Genomic DNA, 14,811 nt, shown 5'->3' with positions numbered 1-14,811 from the left:
GCGGGTGGTCCTCCGCCAGTTGCAGGTGAAGCCGGGCGGCCTGGACACGCAGACCTTCCTGGGCTTCGAAGACCTGGACAAGCGGTGACCCCGTGCCGTCGCCCCCCGCCCCCTACCGTCGCCGCCCCCTCCGCGCCCGGGTGCCCTCGGGAGCCGAGAGCGTCGCCTCGGGTTCCGCGTCCCCTCCGGGCGGATTTCCCGCGCCGCGCCGCGGCACGGTCATGGCGGCAACCTCCTCGAGCCGGGGGTGAAGATGGTCGTCGCCGTCCACCGTCCCCGATTGCCACGACAGGCTGAGGCCGTCCGCGGTGTCCTCGAGTGATGCGAGATTGTTGTCGAACCACGGACCCCTGATGGTCCGCCAGCGGAACGGCGGATCGGGGACCTTCACGGAGCGCGCCACGAGGGCCCCGACGGGTGCCGCCACGGCATAGGAGAGGATGGCGGTGGAGGAGCGCAGCAGCCGGGGCAGCGGATTGCGGATCGGCGAGCAGACCACCTGGAGGATCCGGCTGCCCGCCGTCCGGTCCACTTCCGCGACGTACGAGAAGTGGACGTCTCCCGACAGGAAGGCCACCGTCTCCGGTGCCGGGCCCCGGTTGCCGTCGGCCACGTCCGTCGCCATGCGGGCGACGGCGCGGAAGCTGTTCTGGAAGGCGGCCCAGTGTTCCAGATCCATCCCCTGCCGCAGCTTCTCGCCCAGCCGTGCGCCCCGCGCTCCCCACGCACCCTGTGCGAGGGCCTCGTCCCACGACTCGATGTGATGCAGCCCCAGCGGCAGGAGGAACGGCAGCGACGTTCCCACCAGCAGGTGCCGGAACCCGCCCACCATCCTGGAATCCAGCCAGGCCGTCTCCTCCTCGCTGAGCAGGGCCCGCGCATCGGGTGTCAGCACGCGGGATACGCGGGAGTCGACGACGATCAGGCGCGTGTCATCGAAGTCGCGGCAGTAGCTCCAGCGGTAGCTGGCCGGGTCCTTGTCCGCCCGATCGGCGAAGGCGTCGAGCTCCTCGCTCAGGTCGATCTCGGCGGCGTCGTGATGGTTGACGATCCGTTGCCACATGCGGTCCTCGGCGCGCTCGTCCGGCGACAGGTTGCCCAGGTGCTGGTACACCCAGTACGACGCCAGACCCGCGACGATCCGGTCCTGCCACCAGGAGGTGGCCTCCATCTCCTGCTTCCAGGAGGTGGAGGCGTTCCAGTCGTCGCGGATGTCGTGGTCGTCGAAGATCATGGCGCTGGGAAGGGTGGACAGCAACCAGCGGTTGGCGCCGTCGGACCAGGCAAGTTTGTACAGGTGGGCGTACTCCTCGTAGTCCTTGAGCTCGGCGCCGGGTTCCTCCTCGATGTCCCTCCGCCCGCGGATGAACTGCTGCATCTCGTCACTGGTGGAATCCGCGTACACCTGATCGCCGAGGAAGAGCATCAGGTCGGGTCGCGGTGACCTGTCGTCCCCTGCCCGGTCGAGCGCATAGGCACGCATGGCGTCGACGCCGTGGGTGCGGTTGCCCTCCCTGGTGTGGGGGACACTGGTGCGGCAGGACCCGAAGGCCAGCCGCAGGGGCGTCCCCGGGGTGCGTGTCGCAATGCTCGACGGCGGGAACCCGGGAACCGGCTCAGGGTCCGGCCAGGCCTGGTGTCCATCGATCTCCACCGTGTAGGCGGTGACGCTTCCCGGCTCGAGTCCGTCCACCTCGACGAGCGCGTAATGGTGGCCGTGGACCGCGAACGTGCGTGCCTCCCAGGATCGCCCGGCAGCCCGGACGGCCACACGTGCCGCTGCGCCGACCTCCACCCAGATACTCGCCGAGGTTGCGTCGACATATCGCAGGATGGGGCCAAGAACGAGGGACGTCGGTGTCATACGTATGTTCTACCCTTCTACCCGTCGGTCCGCAGGTCGATGTTGGAGAACGTGCCGTAGTCGTCGAGACCCGAGGCAAGGCGGAACTGATGCTCCGGCGACGTGGAACGATCCCTCTGCAACACTGGGGCCATGGTGCGTGAGCTCGCTGGGTGGCAGGAAGCGGCTGTGGCGGATTCCCTGATCCGGGTGAGCCTGTTCGAGCCCGTCGCGGTGATCCGGCGTCGAGGGGCGCCGGATCGGGTGGTCACCTGGGCTGACCTTCCGATCGGCAGGATCAATCCCACCATCCAGGTGACGGCCGCTTCCGGTGGAGCATGGGTCCTCTACACGCCGGCGACGGCGGATGAGGTGATGGAACGCGACGGAACCTCATCGCGGGTAGGATCGACGGCCATCCATATCTCCCCGTCGGGCGACGTCGTCCGTTTTCTGGACCTCATGAATGTTCATCTCTTGGGGTCCACCCGACATGGCCTGTGGCTTTGGTCAGGTCACTGGGACGTGAACACCACCGCGGACTGGCTGAGGGTGCGTGAGCTTCTGGTCCTCGACGCCGGCGGAGCGACGAACCCCACGAGCATCGATCGGATGCCGCTGATGGCCTTCGACGACGGGTCATCGCCACACCTGGTGGTGTATGCCTCGGCACCGGAGGAACTCCTCGACGCGTACGGTGGCACCGAACACACCTACCGGTGCCTGCAGATCGATCTGCCTGCCGGCGACCTTCCTGCCGCGCTTCGGATCGGAGCACAACCCTCCACCCCGATTGAAGCGACAAGCATTCCAGGGTGGTCCGAGGATGCCGCCCCTGCGACGTATCCCCTCGCTGCGGGGGATCCACGTGCGCGGTGGGACCTGGTCGATCTTCCGGCGGAGCAAAGGGAAGCAGCCGTGGATGCTGTCTGCGCCGAGTTCGCCGATCTGGACGCGTACTGGCGGACGCCCGCCGGAAACACGTCGCCCCTCGCGGACGGTGTGACGGATACCCGCGTCGACATCATCGGGCGATGGCCCGAGACGCGAGTCGAGGTGAGCTTCGCCCACCCTCACTTCCCGCAGGGTCGACTACGGAGAACCTACCGTGTGTTCGACGACGCCGGGCGCGTCAGGTCGGTGCACTACGCCGCGATCCATCTCATGGAAGACCTCGACACCGGAGCTCTGCCACCGGTCGGCAACCCCCGCAACGCCGTCCTGGACATCTGACATCACGCATCAATCCATCCCCTGTCGGGGCTCTCACCCGGTAGCGAGATCGGTCGAGGCAGACCAGCACGGGGCCGCACCCGTGGGTGGCTGAGAGCCCAGGATCAACTTCCCGAGTGGGAAGGGGTGCTGATCGAGACATCGTCCGGGAAGTTCGAGCTGTCCCACGGAGTCACCCGCGACACCCGGGAGGAGATCGCGGCGTCGTTCGTCGTCGGCGCCGAGTACGACGTCGAGACCGGCTGGTTCTCACGCGTGGTGATGATCGGCCTCCTCGACGAGATCGGTTCGATACGGGACTACGGGCTGGTCACTCCGTGATGACCATCGGGATCGGAACGAGCAGCGCCAGCAGCTAGGATCCAGGAATGACCCGAGGAAGGGGACGGGAGAATTGATGAGCGAGATCGCGAACCCTGATGCCGCGGATGAGTCCGTCTCTGAGGGACTCGGGGATACCGCATGACCAGCACGCCGCGCACCGTCGAAGCCGTCCGGGACGAGATCATCGCCGCCATCGCCGAGGTTCGCGCTGCCGCACTGCTGGGTCAGGATGAGCAGCGGGCCCATACGGCCGACCGGCTCGACGGACTGTTCGCAAACGTCACGGATCGGCGAGGTCTCCGCGAAGCTTCCGCGCGGGCGCTCAGTTTCTACCGCGGCGGGGCAGGCTCATTCCGCGACGTCGGTTATGCGGCTGCAGGGCACGCCGTCGACCGTCTGCATGCTGCCCTGCGGCGTGGCCGGTCCTGGTTCCTGCGGAACTCCTGACCGACTCGTGAGGGCCCGGGACGGGCAGGGGAGCTGCGGCAAGGTCCTGCTGAAGTGGCATACTCGCGGTTCAGAGTACGCCCGTAGAAGGAGTTCCGGTGTCCCGACCACTCGAAGAGGGCCCGTTCTTCCATGGCACGGTGGCGGATCTGAAGGTGGGCGATCTGCTCACGGCGGGCCGCCGATCGAACTACCGTCCCGAGATCATGATGAACCACATCTACTTCACAGCGCTCGCTGCCGGCGCCGGCCTCGCCGCGGAGCTCGCCGCGGAACTCGCAGAAGGGTGCGTCGCCACTCCACGGGTGTATGTGGTCGAACCCGTCGGACCGTTCGAGGACGACCCGAACGTGACCGACAAGAAGTTCCCTGGTAACCCCACGCGGTCGTACCGCAGCAGCCACCCGCTGCGCATTGTCGGCGAGATCACCGAGTGGACCCGATTGACACCCGAACAGTTGCAGACCTGGCGGGACCGGTTATCGGTGCTCCTCTCGAGCGAAAAAGGCGAGATCATCAACTGAGGTCCGCCGGGTCGTGCACGGATACTTCCGGCCGTGTTGCAAGGATGGATGCATGCGGACGGAATCTGGGATGCGGGATCGTCTTCGGCAGTCCTTCCGATGGCGAGGGGACCGGACCGATCCGGACTTCCGGGCCGATGTGACCGGATGGTGGCGCAGCCCGGACACACTCCTGTCGCTCGGTCCGGGTCTCGCGGCACTCTTCCCTGACGTGGTACCGACCGTCGTCATGGGTACCGAGTCCCATGGCAGCTTGCTCGGCGTCCTCACGGCACAGCACCTGGGTATCGGTTTCGCGGAAGTGCGGAAGGATCCTGGACGGGCGGCCGACAGCGATGCCTGGTGGGAGGTGTCGAGTGGACCCGACTACCTCGACCGGAATCTGCGACTCGGGCTGCGCCGCTCACTGTTGAAGGCCGGGGACAGGGTCCTCTTCGTGGATGACTGGATCGCCACCGGCGCCCAGGCAGAGGCGTGCCACGCCCTCGTCGAGATGAGTGGCGCGACCTGGACCGGCGCCGCGGTCGTCGTCGACGGGCTGGAGAGAACGTCCCTACGACGGAAGCTCCAGGTCAGATCGATGCTGAACGTCCGAGAGCTCTGACCCGACGGGACACGCTCTGTCCGGCAGGCGGATCGCCTGCCGCACCCTCAGATGCTCGAAGTCCCCAAGTGCCCGTCCCGCCATGTACATCGTCGGTCCGATTCTCTAGTGTCGGTCGTCAGTCGCCATGTCCGGTGATCCGATGCCGATGAACGACACGCTCCAGGAGGTCCCATGTCCCTCGTCCGGGTCCACAACTTCTCCGTCTCCCTCGACGGCTTCGCCACCGGCGAAGGGCAGACACTCGATGCCCCGTTCGGTCACGCGGGCTCACGGCTCATGGAGTGGGCGATCGGCACCCGCACCTTCCGCGAGATGGGCCTCAGCGGGGACGCGGAGGCCTCCTTCGGCGTCGACGATGCGTTCGCGAGCGCGTGGGGGCCCGGGATCGGCGTGGAGATCATGGGCCGCAACAAGTTCGGACCCCAGCGTGGGCCCTGGAAGGACGAGGAGTGGAGGGGCTGGTGGGGCGAGAACCCCGTGTTCCACACCCCCGTCGTCGTCCTGACGCATCATCCCCGGCCCGTCCTCGAGATGGACGGCGGGACGAGCTTCCACTTCGTCGACGCCGACCCCGCCGCCGCGCTGGAGCAGGCCCGCGCCCTGGCCGACGGCCTCGACGTGCGGATCGGCGGCGGCGCCGTCACGATCCGGCAGTTCCTCGCGGCCGACCTCGTCGACCACCTGCACGTCGTCGTCGTGCCGATCGTCCTGGGCCGGGGCGAACGCCTGTGGGACGGCCTCGAGGGGCTGGAGGAACGCTTCGACGTCGAGGTGACACCCTCCCCGACGGGGGTCGTGCACCTGGTCCTCACACGCCGGCCGACCCGGTAGGCCCGGGAAGCCGAGGATCAGGCGCCGAATCGCGGCGGCCGCTTCTCCCGGAACGCCTCGAGGCCCTCGCGATAGTCGTCGGAGACCCCGAGCACGCCCTGGACCTCGTTCTCGTCGCCGATGGCCTGCCACAGTCCGAGGCGCTCGTCGCGGATCCGTGCGACGAGGCGCTTCGAGGCGACCAGCGCCGGCAGCGGACCGGCCGCCGCCCGCGCGGCCTTCGACCGGGTGAACTCGAGCAGGTCCCCGGCAGGCACGGCGCGGCTGAAGAGTCCGCCGGCCACCGCCTCCGTGCCCGTCATGAGGTCTCCCGTGTACATGAGGTCCAGCGCCCGGTGCGGGCCGAGCCGTTCCGTGAACAGCCAGTGCCCCCCGGAATCCAGCACCAGCCCGAGCGCGGCGAACGGCGAGCCGATCTTCGCGGTCTCCGCGACGTACACCACGTCCGTCGCGAGCAGCAGGCCCAGTCCGACGCCGAGGCACGCGCCCTGCGCGGCCGCGAAGGTCGGTGCGGGGAAGTCCGCCATCTTCCGCAGCAGCGGGGTGAGCGTGGCGTCGAGGAACCCGAAGGCGTCGTCGGCGCCCGGCTGGACGGAGCCGAGGTCCCGGCCCGCACAGAACGCGCGTCCCTCCCCCCGCAGCACGAGCGCGCGGACGGTGCCCTCCTGCACGCCGGCCGCAGCGGCGTCGTACGCGGCGGAGAGTTCGGCGAGCGCCTGCCCGTCGACGGCGTTGAGCCGGTACGGCGCGTCCAGCACCACCTCGGCGATGCCGTTCTCGATGCCGAGGCGGATCATGCCCGCGGAGGGGCCGCCGGCCGACGGCGTGGTCGTGGAGGGGGTGGTCATGGCTGCCTCTCAGGCGTCGTAGTCGACGGCGACGGCGTCGCTGGTGGGGTGGGCCTGGCAGGTGAGGACGTACCCGGCGGCCAGCTCGTCGGGTTCGAGGGCGTAGTTCTCCTCCATGGCCACCGTGCCCTGGACGACTTTCGCACGACAAGTCCCGCACACCCCGCCGGCGCACGCGAACGGCACGTCGGGCCGCACCCTGAGGGCTGCGTTGAGGATGGACTCGCGGGCGTGGGTGGGGCTCTGCACGGAGCCCTGCAGCCCGTCCAGGTTGAAGGAGATGGTGTAGTTGTCCCCGTCGTCCGCGGGCACCACGGGGCGTCCGTGGCTGCCCTCCGGTCGGGTGGGCTCGCCGGTGGTGAACAGTTCGAAGCGCACCCTGTCGGCAGGCACACCGCGTTCGGCGAGGACGTCCCGGCACAGCTGCACCAGCTCGAACGGTCCGCAGAGGAACCACTCGTCCACCCGGTCGGTGTCGATGACCGTGCCGAGCAGCGCCTCGAGCTTCTCGGCGTCGATCCGGCCCGAGAGCAGCGGCGAGATGCGCTGCTCGCGGGACAGGACGTGGTGCAGCGCGAAGCGCGCGGGGTAGCGGTCCTTGAGGTCGGCGAGCTCCTCGAGGAACATGACGTCCATCGCGGCCCGGTTCGCGTAGACGAGGTCGAAGCGCACGTCCGGACCGGCGGCGAGCATGGACCGGGCGATCGCGATCACCGGGGTGATGCCGGATCCGGCGGCGACGGCGACGAGGGAGACGGGTTCCTCCCCCGGCGTCGTGCGTGGGGTGAACTGGCCCAGCGGGCTCATGGCCTCGAGCGTGTCCCCCGCTTTCAGGGATTCGTTGGCCCAGGTGGAGAAGACGCCGCCGAGGTCGCGCTTCACGGCCACGCGCAGCTCGCCCGGGCGCGGGTCGGCGCAGATCGAGTAGCTGCGGCGGACCTCCCGGGGCACGCCGTCGACGTCGAGGGTGGCGCGCAGCGCGACGTACTGGCCGGGCAGGTACCCGAAGGCGTCCTGCAGGTGGGGAGGGATCTCGAGGGTGACCTCGACGGCGTCGTCCGTCAGCCGGCGGACGCTGCGGACGGTGAGCGTGTGGAAGGCGCTCCGCCGCTTGGTGGAGGGGGCGAGGACAACGGCCATCAATGCACCTTGAAGTAGTCGAAGGGTTCCCTGCAGTCGTTGCACACGTACAGCGCCTTGCAGGAGGTGGACCCGAAGCGGGTCAGTTCGCGGGTGTTCAGGGACGAGCACTGGGGGCACTTGACGCTCAGGCCGATGCGCACCGGCCCGGCAGCAGCCTTGCCCGTGGGCGGCGCGATCCCGTACTGGGCGAGCTTCGCCTTGCCGTCGTCGCTGAGCCAGTCCGTGGTCCAGGCGGGCGAGAGCACGAGCCGGACGGCCACGTCGTCGTACCCCGCCGCGTGCAGTGCCGCGGTGACGTCGTCGCGGATGGCGTCCATGGCCGGGCAACCCGAGTAGGTGGGCGTGATGGCGACCTCCACCCGGCCCGACGGCGCCACACGGGCCTCGCGCAGCACCCCGAGGTCCTCGATGGTGAGGACCGGGATTTCCGGGTCGCAGACCGTCGCCGCGACGTCCCAGGCCGCCGCGTCGGGGGCCGCCGAGGGCCGCAGGTCCATGCCCGTCACCATGCCGCGCTCACCGGGAGCCCCTCACCACGACGCCCCGGGATGTTCGCGGGCGAGGACCTGCATCTCGGCGAGCAGGTACCCGAGGTGCTCGCTGTGGCGTCCGAGGCGCCCACCACCGACGGCGCCCGGCACCGCGGGGACCTCGAGTCCGGCCTCGGCGAGGACCGCGCCGACGGCGTCGTCGAAGGGTGCACGCAGCGCGCTCGGGCGCACACCGGCGTCGCCCACCTCGTCGATGAGCGGGTAATCGGTGAACAGTTCCTCCACGTAGGGCCAGGTGAGCCGGAGTCCGGCGATCATCCTGCGGCGCGACTCCTCCGTGCCGAGCGCGAGGCGCAGCACCCACTGGGTGGCGTGGTCCCGGTGGTAGTCGACCTCCTTGACGGCCTTCGCGGCGATCGCGGCGATCGTCGGGTCGCTCGAGTGGACGAGGCGGGAGTAGAGCTCCCACTGGTAGAGCGAGACGACGAACTGCCGGGCGATGGTGCGCGCGAAGTCCCCGTTGGGCTGCTCGACGAGGTGCACCGAGCGGAACTCGGGCTCGCGGCGGAAGTAGGCGAGGTCGTCCTCGGTCCTGTCCCAGGCGCGGCCGGCGTAGGTCAGGAAGGACCGCGCGTGGCCGATCTGGTCCAGCGCGATGTTGGCGAGCGCCACGTCCTCCTCGAGTTCGGGGGCCCGGGAGATCCACCAGCCGAGACGCTGCGCGAGGATCAGGGCATCGTCGCCGAGCCCGAGTGCGTACAGGGCGACGGCGTCGCCGGGCTTCTCCTCCTGCAGGGCGATGTCCTCGGGCCGCAGCGCGTTGCCCGGGGTGATGCGAGTGGCACTGGCGTTCGCCTCGCTCACAGGTGCTTCACCCCCTCGCTCTTCGTGTAGTACGTGGCGTGCCGGTAGTCCTTGCCCTGGGGCGACTCGAAGAAGGCGTCCTTCGCGTCCGGATCGCTCGTGATGATCGACGACGCCGGGACCACCCACAGGCTCACGCCCTCGTTGCGGCGCGTGTACAGGTCCCGCGCGTTCCGGACGGCCATCTCGGCGTCGGGCGCGTGCAGGGATCCGGCGTGCACGTGGGACAGGCCGCGCGAGGAACGCACGAACACCTCCCAGAGCGGCCAGGCCGCGCGGTCCTCGTGGAGACCGGACGACGGTGCCGTCGCGCCGTCGTCGCCCGTGGTCGATCCGCCGGTCATCTAGGCCACCTTCGTCGTCGTGCGCTTCGCGGCCTGCCGGGCGGCGTACGCCGAGGCGGCGTCGCGGACCCAGGCGCCGTCCTCGTGGGCTTCCCGGCGCCGTTCCAGGCGCTGCGCGTTGCAGGGGCCGCGGCCGGCGAGGACTTCCTTGAACTCGTTCCAGTCGAGGGGGCCGTGCTCCCACCGGCCGGTCTCCTCGTCGAAGCGGACGTCCTTGTCCGGCAGCTCGAGCCCGAGGACCCTGATCTGCTCGACGACCATGCCGACGAACCGGGAGCGCAGCTCGTCGTTGGAGAAACGCTTGATCTTCCATTCCATGGACTTCTGCGAATTCGGCGAGTCCTCGTCCGGCGGGCCGAACATCATCAGCGACGGCGCGTACCACCGGTCGACGGCGTCCTGGGCCATGGCGCGCTGCTCGGGGGTACCGTTGGCCAGCTCGAGCAGGATCTCGAAGCCCTGCCGCTGGTGGAACGACTCCTCCTTGCAGATGCGGACCATCGCGCGCCCGTACGGGCCGTAGGAGGCACGGCAGAGGGGCACCTGGTTGCAGATGGCGGCTCCGTCCACGAGCCAGCCGATGGCTCCGATGTCCGCCCAGGTCAGCACGGGGTAGTTGAAGATGCTCGAGTAGCGTGCCTTGCCGGCGATGAGGTCCTCGGTCATCTGCTCCCGCGGGGTGCCGAGGGTCTCCGCGGCGGAGTACAGGTAGAGCCCGTGCCCGGCCTCGTCCTGGACCTTGGCCATGAGCACGGCCTTGCGCTTCAGGGACGGTGCGCGCGTGATCCAGTTCGCCTCCGGCTGCATGCCGATGATCTCGGAGTGCGCGTGCTGGGAGATCTGGCGGGTCAGGGATTTGCGGTAGTCCGCGGGCATCCAGTCGCGCGGTTCGATGCGGGAGTCCTGACTGATGAGGTCGTTGAAGACCTTCTCGCCGTCGGCGTCGTGGTCCGCGCGGGTATCGATCGCTGTAGCCGTCATGGTGCCTGCCTCGCTCGTCCGGACGCCCGGTTTAATTACCGACCGTTCGTTCAGTATAGGGAGCGTGCGTGAGGACAGTCAACGGTCGGGCGGGCGGGTTCCGGGCGGCGGGAGGGGCGCGATCCCCCGGGGGCGGGCTGGGGAGCCGGGTATCAGCCGACCCGGGCGAGTGGCGCGTCCCTACTGTCCTGGCTCCCGGCCAGGATTTCCCGCAGCGCCCGGGCAGGGGCGTTCTCCGTGGCCCCGGAGGAGAGTTGGGCGTTCATCCATGCGGCGAGCCGCCTCTCGCCGGCGGAAGCGGGGGACGAGAGCGAGGGCAGCCGGCCCTCGTCCTCGAGGAACTCGGAGATGCTGTCGACCTTCAGCCAGGCCGCCCCGGTGCGCTGGTGCTCGACCGTCTCCTCGGAGAGGAGCCCGGCTTCGCAGAGCTTCGCGCGGTGTGCGGGCGTCAGCCGGCCGGCACGCGCGGCCTTGCGCTGTTCGTCGAGCCACATCGCCAGCCGGTGCTCACCCGGCGTGGGCGCCCTGAAGTACGGATCCCGCCCCTCGCTGTCACGGAAGGCGATGAGTGCCCGCAGGCGGAGGTCCCAGGAGGTGGTCAGCATGGGAACGCCCTTTCGAGGAAAGCAGGTGAGAGTAATAAGGCTACTACTTACTAGGCAGGCTAACTATCACCCGTTGGGGTGATCTTTCGTTCGCGCGGTGGCGCTCGACCGACCGGTCGGTCATGCAAAGATGGGCGCATGACCGTCGATGGATCCCGCCCTGCCGCCACCCGGCGCGGACGCCCCGGATACGACCAGCAGTCGGTCCTCGCGGTCGCGGTCGCGGCCTTCAACCGGCACGGCTACGAGGCGACCTCGATGGGGATGCTCGCCGAGGAACTCGGCATCAGCAAGTCGGCGATCTACCACCACGTGCCGTCGAAGGGCGACCTCCTGCGCCTGGCCCTCGACCACGCACTGGGCGGCCTGGAAGCCGTGCTGCAGGATCCGCGCTCGCACAGCGGCCCCGCAGATGTCCGGCTCGAATTCGTGCTGCGGGGGACCATCGCCGTCCTGACCGAACGGCTCCCCTTCGTCACGCTGCTGCTGCGGCTGCGCGGCAACACGGAGGTCGAGCGTGAGGCCCTGGAGCGGCGCCGCACCTTCGACCGCGAGGTGGCGGCGCTGGTGGATGCCGCGCGGCACGAGGGCTCCATCCGGAAGGACATCGACCCGAGGACCACCACGCGCCTGATCTTCGGCACCATCAACTCCATCGTCGAGTGGTACAAGCCGGGCGGGCCGTTGACCGCGGAGAAGCTCTCCGACGACGTCATCCACATGGTGTTCGACGGCCTGCACCGCCGCTGACGAGCCGGGTCGCTGGGGATCCCCCTGCGCAGCACCGTCACGTGGGCATGGTCGGACATTCCCACTCCGCGCCGCCGCGCAGGGGGACGAGGCCCGTCCACATACCGATGCCCGCCCCCGCTCGGGCCCACGGGTGGGAGATCCTGCTGCCATGGATGTACTGACCGCGCTGACGGCAACGGGCGTCGACCACGGCCGGGGTGTCGAGGGGGAAGGTCTCCTGGTACACCGGGCCGCCCTGCCGATCCCGACGCCGGCCGTGTGCCTGCAGTGCGTCCGCTGCCTGCCCGAGCTCGACGCCCTGTGCATCGTCGAGTCCGCCGTCGTCCTCGGCTTCGTACTCCTCTCCGACCTGCGCACAGAAGCCGGGCGCCGCAACGCGGCGGCACTCCGGCGCATCCTGGACCTCCTCGATCCGCACTCCGAATCGATTCTCGAGACCGTTGCGCGCTATCACCTGCGCCGAGCCGGGTACCAGGTCGCTTCGCAGGTACATGTCCCCGGGGTGGGGCGCCTCGACCTCATGGTCGACGGCATCCTGGGCATCGAGGCGGACGGTCGGCAGTACCACAGCGGCCAAGGCGAGTTCGAGGAGGACCGCCGGCGCTGGAACCTGCTCACCACCCGGGGCGTGCCGGTCCTGCGCGTGACCCATGCCCTGCTGACCCGCCGGCCGGACCACTTCCTGGCCCTCGTGCGGCACGCCGTCGCCGCGCACCGACCCCGAGGCTGAGGGCGTCCCCGGTGCCGAGCCTCCCGGAACGCACGCCCGTGGAGTGGGAATGTTCGAACACTCCCACTCGGTCCGGGCGTGCAGTGGGATCAGCGGGCGGGAAGCGCCGCTACTTCCGCACGAGGGTGAGGACGTCGTAGGTCGCCACGATCTCGTCGTCCTGGTTGTGCAGGACGGCGTCCCAGGCCACCTCCCCGTACTCATCCGTCTCACGCGGCGTGATGCGCTTGGCCGTCAGGGTCACGCGGATGGAGTCCCCTGCCGCGACCGGCGTGATGAACCGTAGGTTCTCCAGCCCGTAATTGGCCAGCACCGGACCGGGCGCAGGGTCCACGAACAGGCCGGCGGCCCAGGACAGCAGCAGGTACCCGTGGGCCACGATCCCCGGGAAGAACGGGTTCGCGGCCGCCGCGTCCTCGTCGGTGTGCGCGTAGAAGGTGTCCCCCGTGGTCTCCGCGAAGGCCTCGATGTCCTCCAGCGTCACGCGGCGCAGCTCCGACCGCACGGCGTCCCCGATGCGCAGCGTCGCCAGGTCCTTCCGGAACGGGTGGGTGTCCTCGAATCGGCGGTCCGCGCCGGTGTGCCACTCCCCCGTGATGCTCGTGAGCATGTTCGGCGAGCCCTGCACGGCGGTGCGCTGCATGTGGTGCAGCACCGAGCGCATGCCGCCGAGCTCCTCGCCGCCGCCCGCACGGCCGGGACCGCCGTGCACGAGGTGCGGGACCGGCGACCCGTGGCCCGTGGAGCTGCGGGCGTCCTCGCGGTTCAGGATGAGGACGCGGCCGTGGTGCGCGGCGATCCCGAGCACGAGCTCCTGGGCCACCGCCGGGTCGTTGGTGCACACCGTGGCGACGAGGGAGCCCGAGCCGAGGGCGGCCAGGTGGACGGCGTGCGCGAGGTCCTCGTAGCCGATGACGGACGCGACCGGCCCGAAGGCCTCCACCGAGTGCAGGGCGCCGGCCTCGACGTCCTGCCAGGTGAGCAGCACCGGTTCCATGAACGCGCCGTCGGGGGCCTTCCCGGAGGTGTTGTCGGCGAGGACGACGTCGGGCGCGTCCAGCGAGCCGAAGGCCAGGGAGGCGCCGCCGTCGAGCAGTTCACGCACGGCGTCCTGCACGCCCTCGAGCTGCGCGAGCGAGGCCAGCGCGCCCATGGTGACGCCGTCGGCGCGCGGGTCGCCCAGTGTCACCCGCGAGCGGATCCGTTCGCCGGCGGCGCGCACGACGTCGTCGACCAGCGCCTCGGGCACGATGGACCGGCGGATGCTCGTGCACTTCTGCCCGGCCTTGACGGTCATCTCGGTGACCAGGGACCTGATGAAGGCCTCGAACTCGGGGGTGCCCGGCACGGCGTCCGGTCCGAGGATGGCGGCGTTCAGGGAGTCGGTCTCGCACGTGAAGCGGACGCCGCCGCGCTCGACGGACGGGTGGGACTTCAGGTGGTTCGCGGTGGACGCCGAGCCGGTGAAGGACACGAGGTCGCGGTAGTCGAGGTGGTCGAGGATGTCGCGGGCCGGTCCGGAGACGAGCTGCAGGGAACCCTCCGGGAGGATCGCGGAGCCGATGATGAGCTTCACGACGGCGGCGGTCAGGAATCCGGTGGGCGTCGCCGGCTTCACGATGGTGGGGACCCCGGCGAGGAATGCGGGGGCGAGCTTCTCGAGCATCCCCCACACCGGGAAGTTGAACGCGTTGATCTGCACCGCGACGCCGGGGATGCGCGTCTGGATGTGCGTGCCGAGGAAGCACCCGTCCTTCGACAGCACCTCGGGCGGGCCGTCCACGATCACGTGCGAGTTCGGCAGCTCGCGGCGTCCCTTGGACCCGAACGTGAAGAGCACGCCGATGCCGCCGTCGATGTCGACCATGGAGTCGACCCTCGTGGCGCCGGTCTTCGCCGACAGCTCGTACAGCGGCTCGCGCTGCGCGTTCAGGTACTGCGCGAGTTCCTTGAGCTTCAGCGCGCGCTCGTGGAAGGTGAACCGCCCGAGGGCCGCCTGGCCCGTGGTTCGCGCGAACCGGACGGCCGCGGCGGTGTCGATCCCTGCGGTGCTGACGAGGGCGAGGTCCTCGCCGGTGCTGGCGTCGCGCACCACGGTGCCGTCGCCCTCCGCGGCGGTCCGCTCGGGTGTCCACCAGGCGTCCTCGAGGAAGCTGGGGACGACGTCGATCTGTACTCGTTCCGGGGCGGTGGTCATGGTCCGCTCACCTTTCACTGGTGCTGCCGGGATGGGCGCTGGGGTT

Annotated in this window: 17 protein-coding genes; 8 read left to right on the top strand and 9 right to left on the bottom strand. The window is 69.8% G+C overall.

What is annotated here, in order from left to right; translation table 11 throughout:
- Window positions 1–112: 112 nt before the first annotated feature.
- Window positions 113–1,864 carry an alkaline phosphatase D family protein gene (locus ACSGDB_RS12545; protein ID WP_434995109.1) on the bottom strand — a complete coding sequence of 584 codons (1,752 nt, stop codon included), beginning with the start codon at window positions 1,862–1,864 and terminating at the stop codon, window positions 113–115.
- 168 nt (window positions 1,865–2,032) lie between these two features.
- On the opposite strand from ACSGDB_RS12545, the gene ACSGDB_RS12540 reads away from it, so the two are divergent.
- From ACSGDB_RS12540 to ACSGDB_RS12515, 6 genes are all read left to right on the top strand, one after another.
- Window positions 2,033–3,076 carry a hypothetical protein gene (locus ACSGDB_RS12540; protein ID WP_434995108.1) on the top strand — a complete coding sequence of 348 codons (1,044 nt, stop codon included), beginning with the start codon at window positions 2,033–2,035 and terminating at the stop codon, window positions 3,074–3,076.
- Window positions 3,077–3,202: 126 nt separating this feature from the next.
- Window positions 3,203–3,397, top strand: coding sequence for a hypothetical protein (locus tag ACSGDB_RS12535; RefSeq protein ID WP_434995107.1), 195 nt, complete (start codon window positions 3,203–3,205; stop codon window positions 3,395–3,397).
- Between the two features lie 141 nt (window positions 3,398–3,538).
- Window positions 3,539–3,847 (top strand): hypothetical protein, encoded by a 309-nt coding sequence (locus tag ACSGDB_RS12530; protein WP_434995106.1) that lies wholly within the window; start codon window positions 3,539–3,541, stop codon window positions 3,845–3,847.
- A 98-nt stretch (window positions 3,848–3,945) separates the two neighbouring features.
- Window positions 3,946–4,371 (top strand): NAD(+)--rifampin ADP-ribosyltransferase, encoded by a 426-nt coding sequence (gene arr, locus ACSGDB_RS12525; RefSeq protein ID WP_434995105.1) that lies wholly within the window; start codon window positions 3,946–3,948, stop codon window positions 4,369–4,371.
- Between the two features lie 52 nt (window positions 4,372–4,423).
- Complete coding sequence (locus ACSGDB_RS12520) at window positions 4,424–4,975, top strand: phosphoribosyltransferase family protein (RefSeq protein WP_434995104.1); 552 nt, start codon at window positions 4,424–4,426, stop codon at window positions 4,973–4,975.
- Between the two features lie 174 nt (window positions 4,976–5,149).
- Window positions 5,150–5,809: a dihydrofolate reductase family protein gene (locus tag ACSGDB_RS12515; protein WP_434995102.1), complete on the top strand. Its 660-nt coding sequence runs from the start codon at window positions 5,150–5,152 to the stop codon at window positions 5,807–5,809.
- A gap of 17 nt (window positions 5,810–5,826) precedes the next feature.
- On the opposite strand, the gene ACSGDB_RS12510 is transcribed toward ACSGDB_RS12515, so the two are convergent.
- From ACSGDB_RS12510 to ACSGDB_RS12480, 7 genes are all read right to left on the bottom strand, one after another.
- Window positions 5,827–6,606 carry an enoyl-CoA hydratase/isomerase family protein gene (locus ACSGDB_RS12510; RefSeq protein ID WP_434995128.1) on the bottom strand — a complete coding sequence of 260 codons (780 nt, stop codon included), beginning with the start codon at window positions 6,604–6,606 and terminating at the stop codon, window positions 5,827–5,829.
- A gap of 60 nt (window positions 6,607–6,666) precedes the next feature.
- Entirely contained in the window at window positions 6,667–7,797 is a 1,131-nt protein-coding gene (gene paaE / locus ACSGDB_RS12505) for a 1,2-phenylacetyl-CoA epoxidase subunit PaaE (RefSeq protein WP_434995101.1), read from the bottom strand.
- Entirely contained in the window at window positions 7,797–8,309 is a 513-nt protein-coding gene (paaD, locus tag ACSGDB_RS12500; protein ID WP_434995099.1) for a 1,2-phenylacetyl-CoA epoxidase subunit PaaD, read from the bottom strand. The genes paaE and paaD overlap by 1 nt, the downstream gene beginning before the upstream one ends.
- Before the next feature lie 21 nt (window positions 8,310–8,330).
- Window positions 8,331–9,155 (bottom strand): 1,2-phenylacetyl-CoA epoxidase subunit PaaC, encoded by an 825-nt coding sequence (gene paaC, locus ACSGDB_RS12495; protein WP_434995098.1) that lies wholly within the window; start codon window positions 9,153–9,155, stop codon window positions 8,331–8,333.
- Window positions 9,152–9,499: a 1,2-phenylacetyl-CoA epoxidase subunit PaaB gene (gene paaB / locus ACSGDB_RS12490; protein WP_434995097.1), complete on the bottom strand. Its 348-nt coding sequence runs from the start codon at window positions 9,497–9,499 to the stop codon at window positions 9,152–9,154. Before paaB ends, paaC begins: the two co-directional genes overlap by 4 nt.
- Window positions 9,500–10,480, bottom strand: coding sequence for a 1,2-phenylacetyl-CoA epoxidase subunit PaaA (paaA, locus tag ACSGDB_RS12485; protein WP_434995096.1), 981 nt, complete (start codon window positions 10,478–10,480; stop codon window positions 9,500–9,502). It abuts the gene before it with no gap.
- 152 nt (window positions 10,481–10,632) lie between these two features.
- Window positions 10,633–11,085: a helicase associated domain-containing protein gene (locus ACSGDB_RS12480; RefSeq protein WP_434995095.1), complete on the bottom strand. Its 453-nt coding sequence runs from the start codon at window positions 11,083–11,085 to the stop codon at window positions 10,633–10,635.
- Window positions 11,086–11,223: 138 nt separating this feature from the next.
- On the opposite strand from ACSGDB_RS12480, the gene ACSGDB_RS12475 reads away from it, so the two are divergent.
- Window positions 11,224–11,835, top strand: a complete 612-nt coding sequence (locus tag ACSGDB_RS12475; protein WP_434995094.1) for a TetR/AcrR family transcriptional regulator — start codon at window positions 11,224–11,226, stop codon at window positions 11,833–11,835.
- 151 nt (window positions 11,836–11,986) lie between these two features.
- Window positions 11,987–12,568, top strand: a complete 582-nt coding sequence (locus ACSGDB_RS12470; RefSeq protein ID WP_434995093.1) for an endonuclease domain-containing protein — start codon at window positions 11,987–11,989, stop codon at window positions 12,566–12,568.
- A gap of 109 nt (window positions 12,569–12,677) precedes the next feature.
- Here ACSGDB_RS12470 and paaZ read toward each other — a convergent pair whose 3' ends face one another.
- Window positions 12,678–14,765 (bottom strand): phenylacetic acid degradation bifunctional protein PaaZ, encoded by a 2,088-nt coding sequence (gene paaZ, locus ACSGDB_RS12465; RefSeq protein WP_434995091.1) that lies wholly within the window; start codon window positions 14,763–14,765, stop codon window positions 12,678–12,680.
- Window positions 14,766–14,811 lie beyond the last annotated feature (46 nt).

It is taken from the genome of Arthrobacter sp. Ld5, from assembly GCF_051172775.1.
Lineage (GTDB): Bacteria > Actinomycetota > Actinomycetes > Actinomycetales > Micrococcaceae > Arthrobacter_D.
Note: the sequence above shows the minus strand (reverse complement) of the source record. Positions and strands in the feature narration are given on the sequence as shown.